The sequence below is a fragment of the Thermodesulfovibrio sp. genome (genome assembly GCF_049969575.1).
In the GTDB taxonomy this organism is placed as follows: Bacteria; Nitrospirota; Thermodesulfovibrionia; order Thermodesulfovibrionales; family Thermodesulfovibrionaceae; genus Thermodesulfovibrio; species Thermodesulfovibrio obliviosus.
The window spans coordinates 1-22,745 of sequence record NZ_JBMFOO010000021.1 but is presented as its reverse complement, the minus strand read 5'-3'; the positions used below and the strand labels follow the sequence as shown (position 1 = coordinate 22,745).

The 22,745-nt window shown below is 35.2% G+C and carries 26 protein-coding genes and 1 tRNA gene; 18 read left to right on the top strand and 9 right to left on the bottom strand.

Features of this window, described 5'->3' with window-relative positions; all coding sequences use genetic code 11:
- Window positions 1–21 precede the first annotated feature (21 nt).
- The 11 genes from oadA (at window position 22) to ACP5O9_RS06105 (ending at window position 10,101) form a co-directional block, all read left to right on the top strand.
- A complete protein-coding gene (gene oadA, locus ACP5O9_RS06155) occupies window positions 22–1,848 on the top strand; it encodes a pyruvate/oxaloacetate carboxyltransferase (protein ID WP_428723637.1) in 1,827 nt (608 codons plus the stop codon).
- Window positions 1,848–2,504, top strand: coding sequence for a site-2 protease family protein (locus ACP5O9_RS06150; RefSeq protein ID WP_353685928.1), 657 nt, complete (start codon window positions 1,848–1,850; stop codon window positions 2,502–2,504). Before oadA ends, ACP5O9_RS06150 begins: the two co-directional genes overlap by 1 nt.
- A 9-nt stretch (window positions 2,505–2,513) precedes the next feature.
- The gene (gene trpS, locus ACP5O9_RS06145) at window positions 2,514–3,500 is read left to right on the top strand and encodes a tryptophan--tRNA ligase (protein ID WP_353685927.1); all 987 of its coding nucleotides are present in this window, start codon (window positions 2,514–2,516) and stop codon (window positions 3,498–3,500) included.
- Complete coding sequence (locus tag ACP5O9_RS06140; RefSeq protein WP_353685926.1) at window positions 3,488–4,222, top strand: HesA/MoeB/ThiF family protein; 735 nt, start codon at window positions 3,488–3,490, stop codon at window positions 4,220–4,222. The genes trpS and ACP5O9_RS06140 overlap by 13 nt, the downstream gene beginning before the upstream one ends.
- A gap of 143 nt (window positions 4,223–4,365) precedes the next feature.
- Window positions 4,366–4,920: a type I restriction enzyme HsdR N-terminal domain-containing protein gene (locus ACP5O9_RS06135; RefSeq protein ID WP_428723636.1), complete on the top strand. Its 555-nt coding sequence runs from the start codon at window positions 4,366–4,368 to the stop codon at window positions 4,918–4,920.
- Window positions 4,917–6,626 (top strand): NAD+ synthase, encoded by a 1,710-nt coding sequence (locus tag ACP5O9_RS06130; protein ID WP_428723635.1) that lies wholly within the window; start codon window positions 4,917–4,919, stop codon window positions 6,624–6,626. Before ACP5O9_RS06135 ends, ACP5O9_RS06130 begins: the two co-directional genes overlap by 4 nt.
- A gap of 1 nt (window position 6,627) precedes the next feature.
- Complete coding sequence (locus tag ACP5O9_RS06125; protein ID WP_353685923.1) at window positions 6,628–6,903, top strand: hypothetical protein; 276 nt, start codon at window positions 6,628–6,630, stop codon at window positions 6,901–6,903.
- Window positions 6,904–7,737 carry a 16S rRNA (cytidine(1402)-2'-O)-methyltransferase gene (gene rsmI / locus ACP5O9_RS06120; protein WP_353685922.1) on the top strand — a complete coding sequence of 278 codons (834 nt, stop codon included), beginning with the start codon at window positions 6,904–6,906 and terminating at the stop codon, window positions 7,735–7,737.
- Entirely contained in the window at window positions 7,734–8,741 is a 1,008-nt protein-coding gene (locus ACP5O9_RS06115) for a zinc-dependent alcohol dehydrogenase (protein WP_428723634.1), read from the top strand. Before rsmI ends, ACP5O9_RS06115 begins: the two co-directional genes overlap by 4 nt.
- The gene (locus tag ACP5O9_RS06110) at window positions 8,738–9,580 is read left to right on the top strand and encodes a fumarate hydratase (RefSeq protein WP_428723633.1); all 843 of its coding nucleotides are present in this window, start codon (window positions 8,738–8,740) and stop codon (window positions 9,578–9,580) included. Before ACP5O9_RS06115 ends, ACP5O9_RS06110 begins: the two co-directional genes overlap by 4 nt.
- The gene (locus tag ACP5O9_RS06105) at window positions 9,577–10,101 is read left to right on the top strand and encodes a Fe-S-containing hydro-lyase (protein WP_353685919.1); all 525 of its coding nucleotides are present in this window, start codon (window positions 9,577–9,579) and stop codon (window positions 10,099–10,101) included. Before ACP5O9_RS06110 ends, ACP5O9_RS06105 begins: the two co-directional genes overlap by 4 nt.
- On the opposite strand, the gene ACP5O9_RS06100 is transcribed toward ACP5O9_RS06105, so the two are convergent.
- Both ACP5O9_RS06100 and dtd read right to left on the bottom strand, forming a co-directional pair.
- Window positions 10,074–11,279, bottom strand: coding sequence for a CCA tRNA nucleotidyltransferase (locus ACP5O9_RS06100; protein ID WP_428723632.1), 1,206 nt, complete (start codon window positions 11,277–11,279; stop codon window positions 10,074–10,076). The two genes, ACP5O9_RS06105 and ACP5O9_RS06100, sit on opposite strands and share 28 nt — an antisense overlap.
- Before the next feature lie 3 nt (window positions 11,280–11,282).
- Window positions 11,283–11,723: a D-aminoacyl-tRNA deacylase gene (gene dtd / locus ACP5O9_RS06095; protein WP_424905041.1), complete on the bottom strand. Its 441-nt coding sequence runs from the start codon at window positions 11,721–11,723 to the stop codon at window positions 11,283–11,285.
- A gap of 19 nt (window positions 11,724–11,742) precedes the next feature.
- Between dtd and ACP5O9_RS06090 the strand changes: the two genes are divergently transcribed.
- The gene (locus tag ACP5O9_RS06090; protein ID WP_353685916.1) at window positions 11,743–12,807 is read left to right on the top strand and encodes an HD domain-containing phosphohydrolase; all 1,065 of its coding nucleotides are present in this window, start codon (window positions 11,743–11,745) and stop codon (window positions 12,805–12,807) included.
- Here ACP5O9_RS06090 and panC read toward each other — a convergent pair.
- Window positions 12,804–13,649: a pantoate--beta-alanine ligase gene (gene panC, locus ACP5O9_RS06085; protein ID WP_353685915.1), complete on the bottom strand. Its 846-nt coding sequence runs from the start codon at window positions 13,647–13,649 to the stop codon at window positions 12,804–12,806. The two genes, ACP5O9_RS06090 and panC, sit on opposite strands and share 4 nt — an antisense overlap.
- A 57-nt stretch (window positions 13,650–13,706) precedes the next feature.
- Between panC and ACP5O9_RS06080 the strand changes: the two genes are divergently transcribed.
- The 5 genes from ACP5O9_RS06080 to argC all read left to right on the top strand — a co-directional run bounded on the left by ACP5O9_RS06080 (window position 13,707) and on the right by argC (window position 17,222).
- Window positions 13,707–14,411: a YdcF family protein gene (locus ACP5O9_RS06080; protein WP_428723631.1), complete on the top strand. Its 705-nt coding sequence runs from the start codon at window positions 13,707–13,709 to the stop codon at window positions 14,409–14,411.
- Window positions 14,412–14,525: 114 nt separating this feature from the next.
- Window positions 14,526–15,266 (top strand): N-acyl homoserine lactonase family protein, encoded by a 741-nt coding sequence (locus ACP5O9_RS06075; protein WP_428723630.1) that lies wholly within the window; start codon window positions 14,526–14,528, stop codon window positions 15,264–15,266.
- Window positions 15,267–15,344: 78 nt separating this feature from the next.
- On the top strand, window positions 15,345–15,776 hold the full coding sequence (rplM, locus tag ACP5O9_RS06070) for a 50S ribosomal protein L13 (protein WP_353685912.1): 432 nt from the start codon (window positions 15,345–15,347) through the stop codon (window positions 15,774–15,776).
- A gap of 17 nt (window positions 15,777–15,793) precedes the next feature.
- On the top strand, window positions 15,794–16,180 hold the full coding sequence (rpsI, locus tag ACP5O9_RS06065) for a 30S ribosomal protein S9 (protein WP_353685911.1): 387 nt from the start codon (window positions 15,794–15,796) through the stop codon (window positions 16,178–16,180).
- Between the two features lies 1 nt (window position 16,181).
- On the top strand, window positions 16,182–17,222 hold the full coding sequence (gene argC, locus ACP5O9_RS06060; protein ID WP_353685910.1) for an N-acetyl-gamma-glutamyl-phosphate reductase: 1,041 nt from the start codon (window positions 16,182–16,184) through the stop codon (window positions 17,220–17,222).
- On the opposite strand, the gene mnmA is transcribed toward argC, so the two are convergent.
- Complete coding sequence (gene mnmA, locus ACP5O9_RS06055) at window positions 17,197–18,225, bottom strand: MnmA/TRMU family protein (protein WP_428723629.1); 1,029 nt, start codon at window positions 18,223–18,225, stop codon at window positions 17,197–17,199. The two genes, argC and mnmA, sit on opposite strands and share 26 nt — an antisense overlap.
- A 34-nt stretch (window positions 18,226–18,259) precedes the next feature.
- On the opposite strand from mnmA, the gene ACP5O9_RS06050 reads away from it, so the two are divergent.
- Window positions 18,260–18,344: transfer RNA gene (locus ACP5O9_RS06050), tRNA-Ser, on the top strand.
- Here ACP5O9_RS06050 and ACP5O9_RS06045 read toward each other — a convergent pair.
- The 5 genes from ACP5O9_RS06045 to ACP5O9_RS06025 form a co-directional block, all read right to left on the bottom strand.
- Window positions 18,345–18,713: a DnaJ family domain-containing protein gene (locus ACP5O9_RS06045; protein WP_353685908.1), complete on the bottom strand. Its 369-nt coding sequence runs from the start codon at window positions 18,711–18,713 to the stop codon at window positions 18,345–18,347. It lies immediately after the preceding tRNA gene.
- A gap of 107 nt (window positions 18,714–18,820) precedes the next feature.
- Window positions 18,821–19,855 (bottom strand): glycosyltransferase family 9 protein, encoded by a 1,035-nt coding sequence (locus ACP5O9_RS06040; RefSeq protein WP_428723628.1) that lies wholly within the window; start codon window positions 19,853–19,855, stop codon window positions 18,821–18,823.
- A gap of 3 nt (window positions 19,856–19,858) precedes the next feature.
- Complete coding sequence (locus ACP5O9_RS06035; RefSeq protein WP_424905036.1) at window positions 19,859–20,482, bottom strand: hypothetical protein; 624 nt, start codon at window positions 20,480–20,482, stop codon at window positions 19,859–19,861.
- A complete protein-coding gene (locus ACP5O9_RS06030; RefSeq protein ID WP_428723627.1) occupies window positions 20,469–22,367 on the bottom strand; it encodes a glycosyltransferase family 117 protein in 1,899 nt (632 codons plus the stop codon). The genes ACP5O9_RS06035 and ACP5O9_RS06030 overlap by 14 nt, the downstream gene beginning before the upstream one ends.
- 61 nt (window positions 22,368–22,428) lie before the next feature.
- A partial coding sequence (locus ACP5O9_RS06025; protein WP_428723626.1) for a prepilin-type N-terminal cleavage/methylation domain-containing protein occupies window positions 22,429–22,745 on the bottom strand: 317 nt, incomplete at its 5' end.

The following is a 22,745-nucleotide window of genomic DNA, read 5'->3' as shown; positions in this document are numbered from 1 at the left end:
ATAAAATTAAGAGGTGTAGAGATGTCAAAATCATCACCTGTTAAAATAATGGATACTACATTGAGGGATGCCCATCAAAGTCTTCATGCCACAAGAATGAAGCTTGAGGATATAGTGCCTATTGCTGAGAAGATGGACAGAGTCGGGTTTCACTCTCTTGAAGTATGGGGAGGTGCAACCTTTGACAGCTGTTTGAGATTTCTGAGAGAAGATCCCTGGGAAAGACTGAGAACAATAAGAGCGCTTGTTAAAAACACAAAACTTCAGATGCTTCTTAGAGGACAGAATATTGTTGGATATAGACACTATCCTGATGATGTTCTTGAAAAATTTGTTGAGAGAGCCTGTGCAAATGGCATAGATATTTTCAGGATTTTTGATGCTTTAAATGACTTAAGAAACATGGAAAAGGCTATAGAGGCAACATTAAAATATGGAGGTACTGTTGAGGCAGCCTTTTGCTATACTATCGGACCAATTTATACAATTGATTACTTTGTTGAAATTGCCAAAAATTTAAGAGACATGGGAGCTCATATCATCTGCATAAAAGACATGGCAGGGCTTCTTGATCCTTATACTGCTTATGAACTTGTAAAAAAACTAAAGGAACAGATAAATCTACCAATACATCTTCATACCCATGATACAGCAGGAATGGCAGTGGCAACAACAATAAAAGCAATAGAAGCAGGAGTGGATATTGTTGATACAGCAATCTCAACAATGGCTGGTGGAACATCTCAACCCCCTCTTGAGACAATATGTCACATACTTAAAGGGACTGAAAGAGACCCAAAATTCAATATGGAGCTTCTTGATGAGATTGCTGACTATTTTTATGAAACACGGAAAAAATATAAACACTTTGAAAGTGAATACATAGGTCCTGATCCAAAAGTCATTGTTTATCAGGTTCCTGGAGGAATGCTCAGCAATCTTGTAAATCAACTCAGAGAGCAGAATGCCTTGCACAGAATAAAAGAAGTCCTTGAAGAGATTCCTCGTGTAAGAGAAGACTTTGGATATCCTCCTCTGGTTACTCCTTCAAGCCAGATTGTGGGAACGCAGGCAACTTTGAATGTTCTTACAGGTGAGAGATATAAAATGGTCACAACAGAAACGAAAAATTACTTCAAAGGACTTTATGGCAAGCCTCCTGTGCCAGTAAATGAGGAAGTGAGAAAGAAAATTCTTGGCGATGAAGAATTTATAACCTGCAGACCCGCAGACCTTCTTGAGCCAGAGTTTGAAAAGGCAAAAGCAGAGTTAAAAGACAAGGCTCGCTCTGATGAAGATGTGCTCAGTTATTGCCTTTTCCCCAAGATTTTCCTTGAGTTCCTCGATGCAAAGGAAAAAGGAATTAAAGAAGAAGTCCCTGCGCCCAGGAAAGAAGAGGCAAAACCTGCTCCAAGCCTTGCTCCAACAGAGTTTATCATAAATCTTTATGGAGAGTCCTATCATGTAAAGGTTGGTGGTAAAGGACACAAGGTTGATGGTAAAAGACCTTATTTTCTCTATGTAAACAATCAACTTGTTGAAGTAATTGTTGAACCTCTTCAGGAGATTGTTCCCAGTGAGGAAGGAAAAGTGGAAATCAGACCAAAAGAATCAGTTAGACCAAGACCTTCAGAACCTGGTGACATAGCCTCCCCAATGCCTGGTACGGTAGTAAAAATTAAGGTTAAAAAAGGTGACAAAGTCAGTGCTGGAGACACGATTGTAATAGTTGAGGCAATGAAGATGGAAAATGAGATTCACTCACCAATTGATGGCATAGTTGAAGAGATTTATATTAAAGAGGGAGACATGGTCAACCCTGATGAAGTAATGATAAGGATAAGATAATGGATTTTACAGGAATTTTAAGACAGATTATAATTTCGACGCCTGCAATACTTATTGCAATTGTTTTTCATGAGCTTGCTCATGGTTTGGTAGCTTACAGGCTTGGTGACAATACAGCAAAGCTTTCAGGAAGGCTGACTCTCAATCCTTTATCCCATATTGACCCTTTTGGAACGATAATTATGCCATTCATGCTTCTTATTCTTACAAATGGACAGTGGGTATTTGGGTATGCCAGACCTGTTCCTGTAAATCCTTACAATTTCAGAAATCCCCGAGCAGGTATGGCACTTACAGCAGCAGGTGGTCCTGCGGCAAATCTTCTGGTAGCAATAATTTGCACAATTATGCTCAAATTGATTGTTTTACCTTTAATGGGCGCAATTCCTGATTATATTTTTGACCCTTTGATTTTAATTCTTAGATCCACAATAATGATAAACATAGTTTTAGCGGCATTTAATCTAATTCCTATACCACCTCTTGATGGAGGAAGAATTTTAATGGGAGTGCTACCTTTACAGTATGCTCAGATGATGGAAAAAATCGAGCCATTTGGCTCTCTAATCGTTATATTCATGATTATTACAGGTTTGACAACTGTTTTTGTATGGCCGTTGGTAAAATTTTTTTTCAGTATACTTTCACTTTTTTAGGAGGGATAAATGGACAGAGTTCTAAGTGGAATGCAGCCAAGCGGACCACTTCATCTTGGAAATCTTGTTGGAGCTCTTTCAAACTGGGTGAGGCTTCAGGACAAATATGAATGCTATTTTTTTGTTGCAGACTGGCATGCATTGACAACTGGATATGGAAATCCTTCGCAGATAAAACAATGGACAGTTGATCTTCTTATGAATTTTATTGCAGCAGGGCTTGACCCTGAAAAATCAACCATATTCATTCAGTCACAGGTCCCTGAACATGCAGAACTTCATATATTTTTAAGCATGATTACACCACTTGGATGGCTTGAAAGAGTCCCCACTTACAAAGAGAAGAAAGAGCAGATTAAAGATAAAGACCTTGATACCTATGGATTTCTTGGTTATCCAGTACTTCAGACAGCAGACATAATAATTTATCGGGCAAAGTATGTACCTGTTGGAATTGACCAAGTTCCACATCTTGAGATTTCTCGTGAAATTGCAAGAAGATTTAACTATCTTTATGGAAAAGAGTTTTTCCCTGAGCCAGAGGCTTTGCTTACAGAGTTTCCGAAGGTACCCGGGACTGATGGAAGAAAGATGTCAAAGAGCTATGGAAATGCCATTTATCTAAGTGATGATGAAAAAACAGTTACAGAAAAAATAAGAACAATGGTTACTGACCCAGCACGCAAAAGAAGAACAGACAAAGGAGACCCTCAGAAATGCCCTGTTTTTGATCTGCACAAAATATTCTCCACAGAGGAGGAAAAAAAGGAAATAATTGAAGGCTGCAGTACAGCAGGCATTGGCTGCGTTGACTGTAAAAAAATTCTTATAAAACATGTAATTAATACTTTAAAACCCATATGGGACAAAAGACAGCATATAATTGATAATCCTTCTTTGCTGATTGAAATTGCCCGTGAAGGCTCTACAAAGGCAAAGAAAATAGCTGGAGAGACTCTCAAAGAAATGAAAGAGGTCATTGGATGGATTTCTTAAGATATAACCGTCAGATGCTAATAGATGGATGGGGACAGGAAGGTCAAAAAAAGCTTAAGAATTCCACTGTATTTATTGCTGGTGCAGGTGGTCTTGGAAGCCCTGTTTCAATTTATCTTGCTGTTGCAGGAGTGGGAAAAATAATCATATGTGACTTTGACAGTGTAGAAATTACCAATTTAAATAGGCAGATACTGCACAGTCATACAAGAATCGGGATTAATAAAGCTCTTTCAGCAAAGATTACCCTTAGTGCAATAAATCCTGATGTGGAAGTAATTCCTGTTACCGAAAAGATTACAGCAGAAAATGCTCATGCTCTTGTAGCAGATTCACAGATAATCATGGACTGTATGGATAATCTTGAGACAAGGTATATTCTTAATGAAGTTGCAATAAACAAGGGTATTCCTCTTGTTTTTGGTGCAATTTATGGAGCACAGGGAATGTTAAGTTTTATTCAGCCTCCTGAAACACCATGTCTTAAATGTCTTTTTCCTGAAGCACCACCGAAAGAGACATTTCCCGTGGTAGGTGCAACTCCTGGAGTAATAGGAGCGCTTCAGGCACTGGAAGCAATAAAGTATCTGGTAGGAATTGGCAAGAATCTTAAAAACAAGCTTTTTGTTTGGGATGGAATGAGCCAAGACTTTAAAACTTTCAAAGCCCAGAAAGACCCCGCCTGCCCAGTGTGTGGCAAAATAAATAAAGCTATTCAATAAAAATGATTATTTGTCATTCTTTATAGTTTGATTTTTTAGCCTTTATTGTTTAAAAATATTGAAAGATGATAGTTTTTGCATGAAACTGAATTTCTTTTATTTTTGTGTTGAAATAAAGAATTTTTTGGAAAAAGGAGGCTTAAATGTATTTACCACTTAATAAAACGCCAGATTTTCCAGAAGAAAGGAAGGAACTTATTGGAGATATTCTCAAGCAACAGGAAGAACTTTTTGCGCAAAGCATCGGATACATTCAAAGGTTAATGATTCAATATTTAATTGAGCGTGGCTATACATTGGACAACATTGAGCTTAACAGAGGCTATGAAGTTGTTGTTTCTGAGAAAGAAAGGTTTATAACCAGTGTAGATATACTTATCAGGCTACAGGAAAAGGTTTTGTATGCTATAAAATGCACTCCTGCAAGTATTGAGTCATGGGAAAGATTTATGCTTGCTTTTTGTAGAGTTGTTGAGCCCTATCAGATTCCATTTGCTATGGTAACAGATGGAAGACAGGGAAGGTTGATAAATATCCTTACAGGAGAAGTTAAAGAAACAATGGATATTCCAAAAAAAGAGGATTTGTTTGCTTCATCCCTGAAATTTATGCCATATCCTTCTGAAAAGCTACCAAAGGAAAAAAGAATACTTTATGCCTTTGATGCAATAAAATGCTGTCCAACCTGTAATATATGAGAACCCTGAGATTAGCACTATGCCAGATAAATCTTGTTGTTGGAGATATTGAAGGGAATCTTGAGAAGATTCTTTCATACATTGATAAAGCAGTGACTAAACAAGCAGAAATTATTGTTTTTCCAGAGCTTGCCATAACCGGATACAATCCTGAAGACCTTCTTTTTTATCCAGCTTTTATAAAAAAAGCAGAGGAAGCTTTAAATGAGATAATTAAAAATGTTAAAGATTTCATAGTAATTGCTGGTTTGCCAGTGAAAAAGGATGATCTTTATAACTCTGCTGCTATTATTGCAAATCAAAGCTTGATTGATGTTTATCATAAAATTTATCTTCCCAATTACAGTGTCTTTGATGAGATGAGATATTTTAAGCCTGGAAGCAGAATTCCTGTTTATGAATATGATGGAGTATTTTTTGCTGTGAATATATGTGAAGACATCTTTCATCCCTCTCTTCCCGGGCTTATTCAGGTAGCAAACAGTGCGGAATTAATAATAAATATAAGTGCATCACCATTTTATGCAGGGAAGTATCAGAAAAAAACAAGAATGCTTACAACAAGAGCCTATGACATGGGAGTTTATGTCTGCTACTTAAACATGGTTGGTGGACAGGATGAGATAGTTTTTGATGGGAGAAGTCTTATTATTTCACCATCAGGTGATATTATGGCTATGGGAAAAGCCTTTGAGGAAGATTTAATAATTGCAGATCTTGATATTGAGGAAGTCACAAAAACAAGACTGCGTGAGCCAAAGATAAGATGGGAAATTTGTTTTGGAGATAGAGAAATTATTAAAATTCCGTTAAAAAGAAAAGCAAAAAGCAAAGTCGTTCTGAGCAGAAAAGAGTCTGCATATGAAATGACTGAAGAAGAGGAGATTTTCAAGGCTTTAACCACAGGATTGAGAGATTATGTTAACAAAAATGGCTTTAAAAAAGTATGTCTTGGATTAAGTGGAGGAATTGACTCTTCCTTTGTTGCATTGATTGCAGTAGAGGCACTGGGTAGAGATAGAGTTATTGGTGTTTTTATGCCATCAAGATACACATCAAAGGAAAGCAGACAAGATGTGTATGAGCTTGTAAAAAATCTTGGAATTGAATTAATTGAAATTTCCATTGATGAACTTTTTGAGGAATATCTTAAATCCCTTTCAGATACCTTTAAGGACCTTCCCCAGGATGTTACAGAAGAAAACATCCAGAGCAGAATCCGTGGTAACATTCTCATGGCAGTTTCAAACAAATTTGGATGGCTTGTAATAACAACAGGAAATAAGTCAGAACTATCTGTTGGTTATGCAACCCTGTATGGTGACATGGCTGGTGGATATGCAGTAATTAAGGATGTTTATAAAACTCAGGTTTACAGAGTTGCAAGATGGGCATCCCGTGGAAGGATTCCTGAAAGAGTATTTAAAAAGCCGCCTTCTGCAGAGCTTAAACCAGGACAGATTGATCAGGATACACTACCACCTTATGAAGTGCTTGACAGGATTTTATATCTTCACATTGAAAAATGTATGGGACAGCAAGAAATAATTGAAAAAGATTTTGACAGAGACACTGTAAAAAAGGTGCTACAGATGGTCAAAAGAGCAGAATTTAAAAGACGACAGGCACCTTTGGGCATAAAGGTATCCCCTGTCTGCCTTGGTAAAGACTGGCGTTTTCCTATAACAAACAGGTTTGGAGGATAGAATGCCTGAATTGTATAATTTAAAGTCTCTCAAGAGAGTAATTTTTATAATCTTTTTATTTTTTGCGCTTACTGTTCTGCCAGATAATTCCTTTTGTCAGCCGCAGGTTCAGGTTAAAAAAGACAAAACGCTTCAGTATGCGAAGCCAAAAAAGCCTGTTAAAATAAAACTCCACAGAGATAAAAAAGGTGAATACAGCTGGGATATCACAGGTGAGAATGTAGATGAAATAATAAAAGCTGACAAACGCCTTAGACAGTTATTGAAGGAAGAATAAATGTCTCAGGGAAGGCTTTATATAGTAGCAACGCCAATTGGTAATCTTGAGGACATAACTTTAAGGGCAATTGAGACTTTAAAAAAAGTTGACTATATTGCCTGTGAAGATACAGAGCACAGTCTAAAACTTCTTAACCATTACGAAATAAAGAAACCTCTTATAAGTTACTGGTCAGAGAAAGAAAAAGTGCGTGCAGAAGAAATAATTGAAAAAATTCGTTCAGGACATTCAGTTGCGCTTATTACTGATGCTGGAACTCCAGGAATATCAGACCCTGGTGCTGTGGTTATCGGAAGGGCTATTGAAGAAGGGATAGAACTCATACCAATCCCGGGTGTAACAGCCTTGATAACTGCATTGAGTATTTCTGGACTTCCTACAGAAGAATTCACTTTTATAGGCTTTCTTCCTGTTAAACAGTCGCAGAGAAAAAAGAAACTTCTTGAACTGAGCATAGAAAAAAGAACCCTTGTTTTTTATGAAGCACCGCACAGGATTTTGCAAACCCTTGAAGACATGCTGGATGTCTTCGGAGACAGAGTTTGCTGTGTTGCAAGAGAGCTTACTAAGATGTTTGAAGAGGTTTTAAGAGGTAGGCTTTCAGAAGTAATTGAAAAACTTGAAAATTCTAAGATAGCAGGTGAATATGTTATAATCATCGAAGGTGCTCATGAGACTACTCAGAGCTTTGAAGAGGCTTTGATTGAAGTAAAAGATCTTATGAAAAAAGGAAAAGGAAGAAAAGAAGCTGTTAGAATAGTAGCTGAGCTTTATGGATTGAGCAAAAAAGAACTCTATGAAAAAAGCTTGAAAATGGATGAAATACAATGAAATCAGCCTATCTCATATGCCCAAATAAAATTGAAGTTGTAGAAAAACCTGTTCCCACAATAAATGAAGGAGAAGTTCTTGTCCGCATAAAAGCAGCACTTACCTGTGGCACTGATCTTAAAGCCTATTTAAGAGGACATCCTCTCATTCCCATGCCAGGACCTTTTGGCCATGAATTTTCCGGAGTTATTGAGGATGTTGGTAAAGGTGTAAATGGCTTCAAAACCGGAGATGCAGTTATGCTTGTTCACACAGCACCATGTGGAGATTGCGTGTATTGTAAAAGAGGACTTTTTAATCTCTGCGATACTCTAACAAAGGAAATGATGCTTGGTGCTTTTGCTGAATATATTGTTGTAAAGGAAAGAGTTGTAAGGCAGAACATGTTTCACAAGCCAGAAAATATAGATTTTGAAGAAGCTGCTTTTTTAGAACCTCTTTCCTGTATAGTTCACGGAGTAAAGGCTCTTAATCCCAAAAAGGAAGACCGAATTCTCATAATAGGAACAGGTCCGGTTGGTCTTCTTTTTCTTCAGGTTTTAAAAAGTATGGGTATAAGTGTGGTAGTTATGGGAAGAAATAAGAATAAGCTTGCTCTGGCTGAAAGCCTTGGTGCTGATAAAGTTTACAATTCTCAAGAAAATCCAGTTGATTTTACTGATGGTTTCGGTTTTGACAGTGTTATTGAATGCACAGGACAAAAGGAAATATGGGTTAAATCAGTAAATTATGTGAGAAAAGGTGGCATGAGTTTGCTTTTTGGAGGACTCAAGACTGGCACAGAGGTATGCTATGATGCAGGCAGACTTCACTATGGCGAAATAACACTTAAAGGTGTGTTTCATTATACTCCAGAGGATGTTAAAGATGCTGTGAATTTAATTAAATCTGGTAAGCTAAAGCTCAAAGAGCTTATCTCAGGAAAATTTTCTCTTTCTGAGATTTCTCAAGCATTTGAAAAACTATCAAGAGGGGAGGGTATTAAGTATTTAATTGAGATATGAGGAAAATCAGCAAGGAAGAGATTATAGAAACAGTTAGAAAACTTTACATGGATACAGTGATCTGTCTGCCTGAGGATGTTTCAAAGGCATTGAAAGAGGCTTATCAGGTTGAATCTGGATTAGCAAAAGAAATACTCAGACAGATTATGGAAAATCAAAAAATAGCTATTGAAGATAAAATCCCCCTTTGTCAGGACACAGGCGTTGTTGTTATTTTTGTTGAATGGGGAACTGAAGTAATTTATGAAGATGGTGATCCTATGGATGCTTTCAATGAAGGTGTAAGGCTTGCAGTAAGAGATGGATATTTAAGGGCTTCGGTAGTGGATGATCCTGTTTTTGAAAGAAAAAATACAAAGGACAACACCCCTTGCATTGTTCATTTTGAATTAACTCCTGGAGACAAGCTAAAAATCAGACTTGCACCAAAAGGAGCAGGTAGTGAAAATATGTCTGCTCTTCGGATGCTTAAACCTGCTCAAGGACTTCAGGGAGTGAAAGATTTTGTTATTGAAACAGTAAAAAATGCAGGAGGCAATCCCTGTCCGCCAATAATAGTTGGAGTTGGCATTGGAGGAAACTTTGAAAAATCAGCAATTCTCGCTAAGAAAGCTCTTTTAAGAAAGCTGGGACAACCTAACAAGAATCCTGCCTATGCTCAGCTTGAGAGAGAATTGTTAGAGGAAATAAACTCTCTTAATATCGGTCCTATGGGCATTGGTGGTAATATTACAGCACTGGCTGTTCACATTGAGTATGCCCCATGTCATATTGCATCACTTCCTGTTGCAGTAAATATTCAGTGCCATTGTGCAAGACACAAGGAGGCAGAAATATGATAAATATTGAAACACCGCTTACAGATGAAGTGGTGGAAAATTTAAAAGCAGGAGATATTGTTTTAATAAATGGCTATGTCTATACAGCAAGGGATGCGGCACATAAAAAAATTGTTGGATTAATAAAAAATGATGCACCGTTACCCTTTGACCTGAAAGGACAGATAATATACTACGTAGGACCAACACCTGCGCCTCCAGGAAAGGTTATAGGTTCAGCAGGACCAACGACTTCATCAAGGATGGATTCATATGCTCCCCTTCTTCTTTCCCTTGGACTCAAAGGAATGATAGGTAAGGGACAACGTTCAGAAGAAGTCAGGCAAGCTATAAAGAAATACAAAGCTGTTTATTTTCTTGCAACAGGCGGAGTTGGAGCACTCCTAAGCAAACACATAGTTTCAGCACAGGAGATAGCTTTTCCTGAGCTTGGTCCTGAATCAGTGAAAAAACTTTTACTTAAAGATTTTCCTGTGATTGTTGCCATAGACTGTTACGGAGCAGATATATTTAAAAGATAACGCCTTTTTATTTCCTCAATTGCTTGCTCTTTATTTGAGATTTTACCTGCCAGGACAAGGATTTCTATTCTTTCGAGAATTTCTCCAACAACAGCAGATGGCTTAAATCCGAGTGAAAGTATATCTTCGCCTTTTAAAAGCGGAAGCTTTTTTTTGTTTTTTAAATAAACTTTTTTATAAAAATCTTCAATCTCATCATAAAACCATTTTCTTGCTGTTTTTAGTGGATCCTTGCTCATTCCGAATATTAAAGCTGGATAAAGAATATTTTCAAAATCTCTTATAAATTTTACTTTATCAAGCAATGTCTCTATTTTTCTAATTTTTGCTCCAGCCTGAATTAAATCTTCAACAAATTTTTGCTCTTTTCGTGAAGGTTTTATTTGTTTTATTAATTCAATTGCGTGAAAGTCAAATAAGCAGGCAAATTTGAAACAACTTAAATTTTTGATCTCTCTTTTTGAATTAGACAGAATAGCTTCAGCAAATTTTAATGCTTCAATGTCAGGAGGTTCACTTGTTTTAAAAATAGCTTTAAATATTTCGTCTTCAGCCATTAATTTAATTGTTTTAAAGCTATGAGAGGTTGAAAAAGTCTTCCAGAGTTCTTCCTTTATTCTTTCTCGTGCGGTTATCTTCATTAAATGGGCATTTCTTTTTAAAGCTTCTCTGGTATTTTCCTCTATTTCAAAACCAATTGTAGCATGGAATCTATAAGCTCTCAACACTCTCAGAGGGTCTACTTTTAAATTTTCTTCATTGACCATTTTTATCAATTTGTTTTTTAAGTCCTGAAATCCATTAAAAGGATCAATCAATTTATTGCAATCAAGAGTTACTGCCATAGCATTTACAGTAAAGTCTCTTTCTGCTAAATCTGCTTCAATTGAGTCACCTCTTAATTGGGCAAAATCTACTGTTATACTGTCCTTTACAACTCTGCCAATTAAAAAAACTTCATCAAGTAAAACAAAACTTCCATTAATTTTTTTTGCAAACTCCCGTGCAAGCTCAATTGTATCAGAGGGTATTGCAAAATCAATATCTTTTATTTCACGCTCAAGCAATACATCTCTTACACTTCCACCAACGAGGTAAGAGCTTTCATAAAGATTTTTTTCTTTTAAAAAACTTACAGTTTCATTGAAATATTGATTTTCTCTTAATCTTTCAAACATGGCTCACCTCGTATTTAATATAAATGTGACAGGTCCTTCATTTACCAGATATACATGCATATAGCTTTTGAATACTCCTGTTTTTACAGAGATTCCTGTATTTTTCAAAAAGTCAATAAATTGATTATACAATTTCTGAGCCTGCAGAGGAGGCATTGCTCTGTCAAAGGAAGGTCTCAGCCCTTTTTTACAATCACCTGCAAGAGTAAACTCTGATACAACCATGATTTCACCAGAAATATCTTTTACTGACAAATTCATTTTACCTTCGCTGTCTTCAAAAATTCTCAGATTAATAATCTTATTTGCAAGATATTGGGCATCTTTTTCACTGTCCTGCTTCTGTATCCCGATAAAAACAACAATACCTTTCCCAATTTCTGATACCTTTTTCCCTTCAACTTCTATGCTTGCTTTACTTACTCTTTGCAATAATGCAATCATTTTGTTAATATATCATACCATGTTTGAAGAAGTTTCCCAAATTTTAGTAGTTGATGATGAAGCTGTAAACCTGGAATTAATATCTGCTATTTTTATAGATTCTCCAAATATTGTGATTCTTACAGCAAGGGATGGAGTAGAAGCATTGGAAATTCTAAAAAACCACACTCCTGATGTCATTGTTCTTGATATAAGAATGCCAAGAATGAACGGGATAGAGGTTTTAGAAGTTTTAAAATCTGATTCTCGAACATCACACATTCCTGTTGTTGTTCTTTCTGGAGATGATAGGGAAAGAAAAAATGCTTTAAAACATGGAGCAAATGACTTTATTCCAAAACCCTTTGATGCAGAAGAGCTAAAACTCAGGGTGATTAACAATTTACAGGTTAAAAAATATCAAGATTTAGTAAGAAATATAAATGAAGTTTTGCAGAAAGAGTTAATGAAAAAAACAAAGGAACTGAGAGAGGCACTTGAGCTTGCAAAAGAAGCAGAGTATGAAATGGTGGTAAAATTTGGTATGATTTCTGAATTCAGAGACGAAGAAACAGGACAGCACATTAGAAGAATTAGTTATTATTCCAAGCTTCTTGCTCAGCTTATAGGACTGCCAGAGTCAGAACAAAATATTATATTTTATGCATCACCATTACATGATGTTGGTAAGGTAGGGATTCCAGACAATATTTTGAAAAAGCCTGGTCCGCTAACTCCTGAAGAATTTGAAATAATGAAGCTTCATACTATTATAGGTGGAAGAATTTTGACTTCCCAGCCAAAATTTATCACTTTACAAGCAGGAAAAATAATTGCTGAACAACACCATGAAAAATGGGATGGCTCTGGATATCCCTACGGGCTAAAAGGAGAAGAAATACACATTTATGCAAGAATTGTTGCTGTATGCGATGTTTTTGATGCTATAACATCAGATAGGGTTTACAGGCCAGCTTTTAGTATTGAGCAAGCAATTGATATTATGAAAAAAGGCAGGGAAAGCCATTTTGATCCTCAACTTTTAGATATTTTCCTTAATAATTTTGATGAATTTCTTAAAATCAGGGAAACATTTAAAGATTAGACTTCAACAAGAAGATTGTCAATCAATCTTGTATCTCCAATTTTTAAAGCAACAGCAAGTAAGTATTTTTTCTGTTTTTCTTTTGCTTCATCAAGTGTCTCTGGATCAAAGACTCCAACATATTGGATTTCTTTTACAAGTGATTCTTTTTTAATAACTTCCATCATTTTCAACTTTACATCCAATGGTTCAGCTCCTTCTTTTAAAAGTTTTTCCCCTTGCTGTAAAGCTTTGTATATAACAGTTGCTGATTTTCTCTCTTGTTCATTTAAATAGAGATTTCGTGAACTCATTGCTAATCCATCTTCATGCCTTATTGTATGACAGACAACAATGTCAATGTCAAAATTTAAGTCCTCAACCATTCTCCTGATTATTAATGATTGCTGGTAATCTTTCTGGCCAAAATATGCCCTTGTAGGTCTTACAATGTTAAAAAGCTTGCAAACCACTGTGGCAACACCTCGGAAATGGCCCGGTCTAAATTTTCCACAAAGTTTGTCACTGAGACCTTCTACTGTTACATAAGTGCTGTATCCTTTTGGATAAAGAGATTCAACATCGGGTAGAAATAGATAATCAATTTCAATAGTTTGTAGTTTTTCTTTGTCTGACTCCACATCTCTTGGATATTTTTCATAATCTTCTCCTGGAGCAAACTGTGTTGGATTTACAAAGATGCTTACAACAGTAATATCATTTTCTTGCTTTGCTCTTTTTATCAAAGAGATATGTCCTTCATGAAGAGCACCCATTGTGGGAACAAATCCTATAGATTTCCCCTTTGCTCTTAAATCTTTGGATATTTCCCTCATTATTCTTGGTATTCTTATTGTTTCCATAATTTAAAATTATACTTAATTTTGCATTGAACAGGCAATTTTGCTATACTTAATTTTATGTTTTTTCTGAAAAAATTTCTGACTTCCTTGATTTTGCCACCTGGCATCTTAATAATAATTTTTCTTTTGATAGCAGTATTAGAGAAAAAAAGAAAATTTATTCGCTTTTTAGCAATTTTATCAGCTTTATTTGTTTATTTAATATCTATTGAGCCTGTAAAGGATTTGTTGTTTTATCCACTTGAAAGACATAAAGCTTTTGAAGAATTAAATGCTGATGCCATTGTTATACTTGGAGGAGGTGCCTATTCCGTAGGCTCTCTTAATGAGGATACATTAAACAGGTTATTTGCAGGCTATGTGGTTTATAAAAAAACTAAACTTCCTGTTATTGTTTCTGGTGGAGCTATAGAAGGAAAGATTTCAGATGCAGCAGCAATGGCTCAAATGTTAAAAGAATTGGGAGTTGAATCTGGTAAAATTATTGAAGAAAGTAAAAGCAAGGATACATCTCAGAATGCTTTTTATGTCAGTGAAATATGCAGGCAAAAGAATTTTAAAAAATTAATTCTTGTTACATCAGCCTATCATATGAAGAGGGCAGAAAAACTTTTTAAAAAAACAGGCCTTAATGTATTGCCTTATCCTGCAGATTTCAAAAAAAGTAACCATTACAATATTTACAGTTTTTTACCCAAATTTAGCAATTTTGCGCTTTCATCAAAAGCAATAAGAGAATACCTCGCTTTATTAATAGTTTAAAATTTTTAGGACAGATGACTTTCTCTGTTATTTTATTAGATCATTTCCGAAAGGAATTTTTAAATTAGAAAATGAACTTGACATAATTTTGTAAAAAATACTTAATATAATAAAATGATTTACAGGATTCATCCAATTGTAGTAGGAGCAAAAATTTTTGACAAAGGTATGATGACCTATCAACATGACTATGGTAAACCATTTGTTATACCTATATTTTCATGGTATATTGAGGGTGGAAACAAGAACATTCTGGTGGATACAGGAGAGTTTGCTCCTCGTAGTTCAACTGAGATTGAAAAAGCTGTTGGAAAAGTTTACAAATTTGAGGAAGGGCTTGCAAAATGGGGGTTAAAGCCTGAAGATATTGATATTGTAATACACACACATCTACATAATGACCATTGTGAAAATGATTCAAAATGCGTGAATGCCATATTTTATGTTCATGAAAATGAGCTTAAGCAGGTTCATAATCCTCATCCCCTTGATTTTAGATACAACGAAGACTTTATTACTGAGATTGAAAGCAATGGTCAGATTATACCATTAACGGAAGATACAGAAGTTCTTCCAGGAATAAAAATGATTCATATGCCAGCCCATACTCCGGGCGGTATGTCTGTTCTCATAAATACTGAAAAAGGCAATTTTTTAATAACAGGATTTTGTATAATTGAAGAAAACCTTAATCCTCCACCAAAAATCCTTGGTATGGGCATGGAGGTGATTCCTCCAGGAACCCTTATAAATTCCTATGAAGCCTATGACATAGTTTTAAAAGCTAAAGCGATGACTGATATGGTTATTCCTCTTCATGAACCAAAATATGCATTTATAGAGACAATCCCTTAATTATTTGACAAATAATTAATTTTTAAGGTATTTTATAATTTTAGCTCATAATTAAATTTTTAGGGGTGAGGTATAAAAATGAAAACCGCTTTTGTAAAAAAAGAAGAAGTTAACAGACAGTGGTATATTGCAGATGCAAATGGGCAGACTCTTGGGAGATTTGCATCAAGAATCGCAAAGATTTTGATGGGCAAGCACAAACCAACTTATACTCCCAATGTAGATAATGGAGACTTTGTTATAATTATCAATGCTGAGAAGATTAAGATAACTGGAAAAAAACTTACTGACAAAGTTTATTATCATCACACTGGTTTTATGGGCAATCTCAAAGCAGAAACTCTTAAAGAAAGGCTTGAAAAAGAACCTGAGGAAGTTATTGTTGATGCTGTCTGGGGCATGCTTCCAAAAACAAGACTGGGCAGAAAAATGATAAAAAAACTGAAAGTTTACAGAGGTTCGGAGCATCCTCATGCTGCACAGAAGCCTGAACCTCTGAAAATAAGTTAATTTTTGAGGTGAAGATAATGGCTGAAAATTTAGCTACAGGAAGAAGAAAAAGGTCAATCGCAAGGGTAATCCTAATGCCTGGCTCAGGGAAAATCACAGTTAATGAAAAACCAGTGGAAGAGTATTTTCCAAGAGAAACCCTGAGAATGATACTTATGCAACCTTTTCATGTAGCAGGTGTGACTGGCAAGTATGATGCAATTGTAAAAGTTGATGGAGGTGGTTTAAGTGGTCAGGCTGGAGCTATCAGGCATGGAATTGCAAGAGCTCTTGTAAATCTTAATCCAGACCTTAAGCCAAAGCTCAAAAAAGAAGGACTTCTTACAAGAGACCCAAGAGAGGTAGAGAGAAAGAAATACGGACAGCCAAAGGCAAGAAAGAGATTTCAGTTCTCCAAAAGATAAAATGCTAAAAGTTTTCATATGCGGAGGAAGTGGCTATACAGGAAGTGAGCTTTTAAGAATTCTTGCTCTGCATGATGAAGTTGAGATAGTCGGAGTTACTTCTGAAAAATCAGCAGGGATAAAAGTTTCAGAGATTTTCCCTGCTTTTTTTATTTATAAAGAGCTTAAATTTGAAAGTCTTCAAATTGAAAAAATCAAAAGTAGAGCAGATGTTTATTTTCTTGCACTCCCCCATGGAAAATCTCAACAGGTGGCTGCAGAACTTTTTCAGGCTGGCAAAAAAGTAATTGACCTTTCTGCTGATTTCAGAATTAAGAATGCAAGTATTTATGAACAATGGTATAAAACTCAACATTTATATCCTGAGCTACTTAAAGAAGCAGTTTATGGATTGCCAGAAATTTACAGGGAACAAATAAAGAAAGCAACACTCATAGCCAATCCAGGATGTTATCCTACAAGTGTGATTCTTCCTCTTTATCCTTTTTTAAAGAATAAACTGATTGAGGCATCTACAATTATTATTGATTCCTGCTCTGGTGTTTCTGGAGCAGGAAGGAAAGCTGAAATCAGTTTAAACTATTGTGAGGTAAATGAGGATTTCAGGGCTTACAATGTGGCAAAACATAGACACACACCTGAGATAGAGCAGGAACTTGGTTTTGCCTTTGGCAGTTCAATAACCATTGATTTTACAACCCATCTATTGCCCTTAAACAGAGGAATTTTATCAACAATATATGCCAGTATGAACAAAGATTTATCCACTGCTGATGCAATAGAAATTCTTAGACAACAGTATCAGAATGAGCCATTTATTCAGATTCTGCCAGAAGGTGAAATCCCGGGTATAAAGCATGTAAAAGGAACAAACTACTGTTACATTGGTACAGTTGTTAATCCCCGCACAAAAAGGCTTATTCTTGTCTCTGCTATAGACAATCTTGTAAAAGGTGCATCAGGACAGGCTGTGCAGAACATGAACATTATGTTTGGAATTGATGAGACAAAGGCTCTCAGAAGCCTTGCACTGTCTCCGTAATTATTCCTCCACCTAAAACAACTTCATCATTATAAAAAACAGCACTCTGCCCGGGTGTTGGTGCAAACTGAGGCTCATCAAAAGTTACTCTGACTCTGTCTTTATCAATTATGATTACGAAGGCTTTCTCAGGATTCATGGCATAGCGAATTTTAACATCACAGGTAAAACTATTAGTTTCAGGCTCAACAAGCCAATTCAGTTGATTAACATAAAATTCTTTCATAAAAGCCTTTTCCTTTGAATCAACATAGACTGCATTTATAGCCGGCTCTATTTTTACTACGTAAAGAGGATAGGGAGATGAAATTCCCAGTCTTTTTCTTTGTCCAATGGTAAAAAGATGTATTCCTCCATGCTGTCCAATAATTTTTCCAGTTGATGCTTCAATTATAGGGCCATAAGATGCTGGCTTAAGAATCTCATAGTATCTTTTGTCTTTGAGAAAGCAGACTTCTGCACTTTCCTCAGCAACTTTAGAAGGAATTTGAGCCTGCTGAGCAATTTCTTTAACTTGCTGTTTTGTATATTCTCCAAGAGGTAAAAGAAGTTGATTAAGAAATAATCTGTTTATTCCATAAAGAAAGTAGGATTGATCTTTTTTTTTGTCAATACCTTTAAGAAGAAAGCATTTGTCGTTTTTTTTCAACACTCTCGCATAATGACCTGTGGCAAAAAAATTCGCAGATACCTTATCAGCAATTCTTTTAAGAGCGGGAAATTTTATGTATTTATTGCAAAGAATACATGGATTTGGCGTGAGTCCCTTTTTGTATCTTTCAAAAAAGGGATTGATAACATATCTTTTAAAATCTTCTCTTAGGTCTTCAATATGAAGTTTTATTCTGAGAAAATCCGCAGTTTTCTTTGCCAGTTCTATGTTTGGTGGCTCGTCAAAGAGAATAAAAAACACTCCTTCTACAGCCCTTTTTTCTTTGATAAATAAATAGGCTGTAACAGCTGAGTCAATACCTCCACTCATCGCAACAACTACTTTTTCCATTTTTATAAGTGATATAATTTATTATAAACTTTCTGGAGAGGTGCCAGAGTGGACGATTGGGGCGGTCTCGAAAACCGCTGTGGGTAAAACCACCGGGGGTTCGAATCCCTCCCTCTCCGTTATCCTATAAATTTTTTTATTATTTTATCTTCGTATTCAGGGAAGTCTTCAAGATAAAAGGGCTGTTTTCTTCCAATGTTGAACTTCAGTAACTTAAAATTGAGCTCTCTGATTTTTTTAATTCTCTCTTCATCGTCATCTATTGTTTTGAGAAGTTCTTTAAGGTCAATTATTTCTTTTCTAATTTCCATCTCTGGTGGAATACATCCTGCATTTTTAAGAATCTTATAGGCAAGTCTTAAATCTTCAGGAACCCAGCTAAAGTCTTCCAGTTCTAAAGGTTTTCCTTTATTGGGAAGGTTATCAAAAATTCCCTGCTGCATTGCTTCCCGGATTTTTTCTTCAGCAATTTTTTCAAATATGTTCATTAATTTTATGATGCCAGAAAAAATTATGGAAATGTCAAATTTTCTTTTAAAAGAAGCTGACCAATGCGCTTATTTAGCTAAAAGAGAAGGAAAGGGTAAAATTAGATTTATGATTTAATTAATGACTCCAATGCTGATTTTACCATTGAAACATCAATATCTTTTAAACATTTAAAATCAAGCCCGGATTTACATTTTAGAGGTTCTGGAGAGTAATAAAAACATGGAGAACAATTTAAATTAACTCTTACTATTCTGTGTTTTACACCCCATGGATAAACCCATTTTGGATTTGTAGGGCCAAAAATAGCTGCGACAGGTACTTTTACCGCAGCAGCAAGATGCATAAGTCCTGAATCATTTGAAACAAATGCATCAAGATGAGCAATGATTGATGCCACTTTACGAATAGGTGTATTTTGAATAATAATTACATTACCATATTTCGCATTATTGAATATAAATTTATTTTCCTGTTCTTCTTCTATTGTGCCAAAGAGGAAAAAATCTACATCTGGCAGACTATTTATAAGTTCCAGAAAATTCTCCTTTTGCCATCTTCTCTGTCTGTGTCCCTTAAAACTACTTGTTCCTGTATGAATACCCACTTTTACTGACTTTTGAGAAAGTTTTTTTACAAATGCCTTTCCTTGTTGAATTTCCTCTTGATCAAGATAAATCTTCATTGCTGGAGCATTATCTGTTTTTATCCCAAGAAGCTCAAGAATTCTGAGATTTTCTTCTACATTGTGGAGATCCGGGTTTTCCTTTAAAGTGCGATTTTTAAGAAAGTTAAGCTCTCTTAAATCTCTTTTTAAATATCTATGCCCCAGTCTGATTTTTGCTCTGGTAAGAAAGCTCAATAAATTATACTCCCTTCTGTTTGAAGGATAAAAATTTATTGCGCAATCAAATCTTTTCAGTGCAAAAACAAATTTTAACGAATTAAAAAAACTCTGTTCTAAAAAGGGAAAATAAATGAGTTCATCAATGAAGGGATTGTTTTGAAGGACTTCATAAGTGCTTTTGAACATGCATATATTGACAATCTTGCAGTCAATGGATTTTTTCAGAGTCTCAATTGCTGGAGTTGTCATCAATGTATCGCCTATTCCGTAAAGTGGTAAAATAAGAATTTTCATGGCTTATGCATTATAAAGCCCTATAATCCATAGGCTAAAAAACAATATGAATCCTGTCAATCCCCATAGGAGATATCTTTTATTTATTGGAGTTTTAAATCCTTTAAAAATTATAAAGCAAACAGAACAAATCCATGCAAAAAGAGATAAAACAGACACCATACTCCAGAATACAGATGGAGAACCATCATAACGTAGGATTTCAATATTATAATTGTAAAGACGCTGATAATCCCTCTCTGAAAGATTATTATATTTCCATTGAATCATCTCATGTGTCTTAATCTCTGCGATAAGAGGTTCAAGCCTTTTAATTTCCTCTCTGTAGGGCTGATAAAAGCTTCTTACTTGATAAAGAGCGCTTCTCAATGTTTCATAACAGTAAAGTTTCTGTTCATTATCAATTTTTTTACATTGCTCAAGAATTCCATTAACTGCCTCTCTGTTATAAGGACTCAATGGGATATATGACAGAATAACTCTTTCATAATAACTGATTGCTTTTACTGGACTATTTGTTTGTTTTGCTTCATTAATAAAGTCTTTTTGCTGTAAAAAAAGTCTTAGATAAAGAATTAAAAGCATTATGAAAAGCACTGTGAGAAAAAATAAACTAATCTTTTTCATTTTTCTTCCCTGATAGGTGAAATTTATCCATTTTATTGTATTTTTTTACTGCATTGTAAATGCTGAGATATTTTTCATTTTCATCATTAACCTTAAGCTTCATCCTAAAGGGTGCTGTAAAATCGCCGTAGCTTAATTTCTGATCAAATACCACTTCTGCTATGTCTTTATCGGATGCTTTTTCATATGCTTTTGCGATGCTTATATATCCAATTGTAGAGAAATTACATAGCTGAAGCGTGTAAACATCGTCTGTTGTATGGGTGAGGCAGTCTTCATAATTTAAAAAAGGTTCAATTTTTTTCATCCTTTCCATGAAAAATGTATCAAAATTTCTTTTATCCGATGATTTTCCAAGATAAATGAAGATATAAAAATAAGGGTAACTGTCAACCACGGTATAAAGGGGATGTTTTTCTGATAAAGCAATGATTGAGTAATATCTGTATTTTTCAGTGAGATCTATCAAATTTCCATCAAAAAATTCAGGAAAAAGTCCTCTGTAAAGGCTATAGGGTTTACAGCCATGCAGTGCCCAGACCATGGTTTTATAGTCATCAAGAACAATATGACATATGTCTTCTCTGTATCTTCCAACAAGTTTTAAATACCATCCCTGAAAAGCATGATTGTCTCCGTAGGTCATATAAATTGATGCTACTGGTAGAGATGTAAAAATCCCTTTTGTATGCGAATAGGGAACATAGTTTTTTCCCTGATACTGATCTGTGAGCCTGTCAAATATCATTAATAAAGGGAAGAAAATTACAATAATTGGAACAATTTTTTTAAGAGAGTAAAAACCATATTTTTCAAAAATGCTATATATAAAATAACTCCCCAACCCGACTATACCACAGTAAATGGCAAAGGATGGAATAAAATATTGATGTCCTATCACATAAAGTTCATGAATGTCAGGATTTTGCATTGAAAATGTTAACTTTGCAAGAAAAATTGAATAGATAAAAAAGGATGTTAAAACAAATATAAAAAGTTTTTTTGATTTTTTAAAGAGCCACACAACTCCAAGAATGAAAAAAGGTATAGAAAACAAAGTAAAATTTTTTTCAATAAGGTAAAGATAGTTTTTAAAAGCGTAGAAATATCCATAAAAATTAACAAAACCAGAGGCTGTAACATCAATTGATGAACCTGCTCCATAGTTTTTTCTTAAAAAAACCTTTAAGAAAGAATCCATGTCAATTACAGGTATCATGGTGAAAAGATTTCCTTTCATGTCTCTTATAAAGAGATAAAGATTAACTGAAAAGCCAAGGAAGAAAAAGAGAAAACTCAATGGAAGATTTCGTAAAAAATTTCTGAAATAAAAAAATCCAAGAACACCAAGGGGTACAATCATCATAAATCCTGTATGATGCGCTGAAAGCGTAAGCCCCAAAATAAATGAAGCAATAAATTGCATTCTTCTGTCATATCCATTTAAAACTACAATTGTCCCACATAAAATTAAAAGCATAACAAAAAAAGAGTTTAAAGTATAAAACTTTGCCACTATGCTCTGTCCAAAGAATGAGTAGGACAGAGCAAGAAAAATCACAGATGCAATAGCAGCAAAGGATGCCTCACGATTCTGTCCTGAAAGTTTAAAAACCATAAAGTATACGAGAAAAAGTGTAAGTATTGAGAAAAAAACTGAGATTAACTCAACTCTGATTCCAATGTTCCCAGCAGGAAGAAGACTGAATATTTTACCAATCTGAACATAAAGAGGATAGCCTGAAGGATGAGGACTGCCAAGTCCGAATGATGCTGCTATAAGTTCTCCTCCATCACCTGTTGAAAGAATTGGAGGAAGTGAGAAGAGATAAAGGAAGATAATAAAAAAGAAAGAAGCAGGAAGGAAAAAGTTTTTAAAATTCATATATAAGAGTTTTTGAATTTCATAAGAATTGAATGGGCAGGCTCATGCCTGCCCTATTAAATTATTTAACTTCGCACTTAAATCCACCACCATCCTGAGTAACATAGCAGTATGCTTGGTAAGCAGTCACACCCTCTAAAGAACCTGTTACACCACCAGAATAAATTGAACCTGTAGAATCACATTTAATAGAATTGGCTCCAGATAATATAACCTTTCCACCAGGAGTTTGGATACTTGCTTCTGAGCAGTTTTTAAGACTTGCCACAGTAATTGTGTAACCGCTTCCTGAAGTATCAGGATTTTCAACACAGTATGCAGCAGCATCCATCATGCATGCTCTTGCCATTGGTTCTGCATAAGAGGATACCTTTGCTT

What these genes read in the sequence shown, in the direction of transcription:
- rsmI (WP_353685922.1), top strand. Translation starts at nt 6,904, where the DNA reads ATGTCTCAGGGAAGGCTTTATATAGTAGCAACGCCAATTGGTAATCTT.
- rpsI (WP_353685911.1), top strand. Translation starts at nt 15,794, where the DNA reads ATGGCTGAAAATTTAGCTACAGGAAGAAGAAAAAGGTCAATCGCAAGG.
- ACP5O9_RS06110 (WP_428723633.1), top strand. Translation starts at nt 8,738, where the DNA reads ATGAGGAAAATCAGCAAGGAAGAGATTATAGAAACAGTTAGAAAACTT.
- ACP5O9_RS06115 (WP_428723634.1), top strand. Translation starts at nt 7,734, where the DNA reads ATGAAATCAGCCTATCTCATATGCCCAAATAAAATTGAAGTTGTAGAA.
- ACP5O9_RS06080 (WP_428723631.1), top strand. Translation starts at nt 13,707, where the DNA reads ATGTTTTTTCTGAAAAAATTTCTGACTTCCTTGATTTTGCCACCTGGC.
- oadA (WP_428723637.1), top strand. Translation starts at nt 22, where the DNA reads ATGTCAAAATCATCACCTGTTAAAATAATGGATACTACATTGAGGGAT.
- argC (WP_353685910.1), top strand. Translation starts at nt 16,182, where the DNA reads ATGCTAAAAGTTTTCATATGCGGAGGAAGTGGCTATACAGGAAGTGAG.
- ACP5O9_RS06035 (WP_424905036.1), bottom strand. Translation starts at nt 20,482, where the DNA reads ATGAAAAAGATTAGTTTATTTTTTCTCACAGTGCTTTTCATAATGCTT.
- ACP5O9_RS06075 (WP_428723630.1), top strand. Translation starts at nt 14,526, where the DNA reads ATGATTTACAGGATTCATCCAATTGTAGTAGGAGCAAAAATTTTTGAC.
- rplM (WP_353685912.1), top strand. Translation starts at nt 15,345, where the DNA reads ATGAAAACCGCTTTTGTAAAAAAAGAAGAAGTTAACAGACAGTGGTAT.
- ACP5O9_RS06150 (WP_353685928.1), top strand. Translation starts at nt 1,848, where the DNA reads ATGGATTTTACAGGAATTTTAAGACAGATTATAATTTCGACGCCTGCA.
- ACP5O9_RS06090 (WP_353685916.1), top strand. Translation starts at nt 11,743, where the DNA reads ATGTTTGAAGAAGTTTCCCAAATTTTAGTAGTTGATGATGAAGCTGTA.
- ACP5O9_RS06100 (WP_428723632.1), bottom strand. Translation starts at nt 11,279, where the DNA reads ATGTTTGAAAGATTAAGAGAAAATCAATATTTCAATGAAACTGTAAGT.
- ACP5O9_RS06130 (WP_428723635.1), top strand. Translation starts at nt 4,917, where the DNA reads ATGAGAACCCTGAGATTAGCACTATGCCAGATAAATCTTGTTGTTGGA.
- trpS (WP_353685927.1), top strand. Translation starts at nt 2,514, where the DNA reads ATGGACAGAGTTCTAAGTGGAATGCAGCCAAGCGGACCACTTCATCTT.
- dtd (WP_424905041.1), bottom strand. Translation starts at nt 11,723, where the DNA reads ATGATTGCATTATTGCAAAGAGTAAGTAAAGCAAGCATAGAAGTTGAA.
- mnmA (WP_428723629.1), bottom strand. Translation starts at nt 18,225, where the DNA reads ATGGAAAAAGTAGTTGTTGCGATGAGTGGAGGTATTGACTCAGCTGTT.
- ACP5O9_RS06040 (WP_428723628.1), bottom strand. Translation starts at nt 19,855, where the DNA reads ATGAAAATTCTTATTTTACCACTTTACGGAATAGGCGATACATTGATG.
- panC (WP_353685915.1), bottom strand. Translation starts at nt 13,649, where the DNA reads ATGGAAACAATAAGAATACCAAGAATAATGAGGGAAATATCCAAAGAT.
- ACP5O9_RS06105 (WP_353685919.1), top strand. Translation starts at nt 9,577, where the DNA reads ATGATAAATATTGAAACACCGCTTACAGATGAAGTGGTGGAAAATTTA.
- ACP5O9_RS06135 (WP_428723636.1), top strand. Translation starts at nt 4,366, where the DNA reads ATGTATTTACCACTTAATAAAACGCCAGATTTTCCAGAAGAAAGGAAG.
- ACP5O9_RS06140 (WP_353685926.1), top strand. Translation starts at nt 3,488, where the DNA reads ATGGATTTCTTAAGATATAACCGTCAGATGCTAATAGATGGATGGGGA.
- ACP5O9_RS06030 (WP_428723627.1), bottom strand. Translation starts at nt 22,367, where the DNA reads ATGAATTTTAAAAACTTTTTCCTTCCTGCTTCTTTCTTTTTTATTATC.
- ACP5O9_RS06125 (WP_353685923.1), top strand. Translation starts at nt 6,628, where the DNA reads ATGCCTGAATTGTATAATTTAAAGTCTCTCAAGAGAGTAATTTTTATA.
- ACP5O9_RS06045 (WP_353685908.1), bottom strand. Translation starts at nt 18,713, where the DNA reads ATGAACATATTTGAAAAAATTGCTGAAGAAAAAATCCGGGAAGCAATG.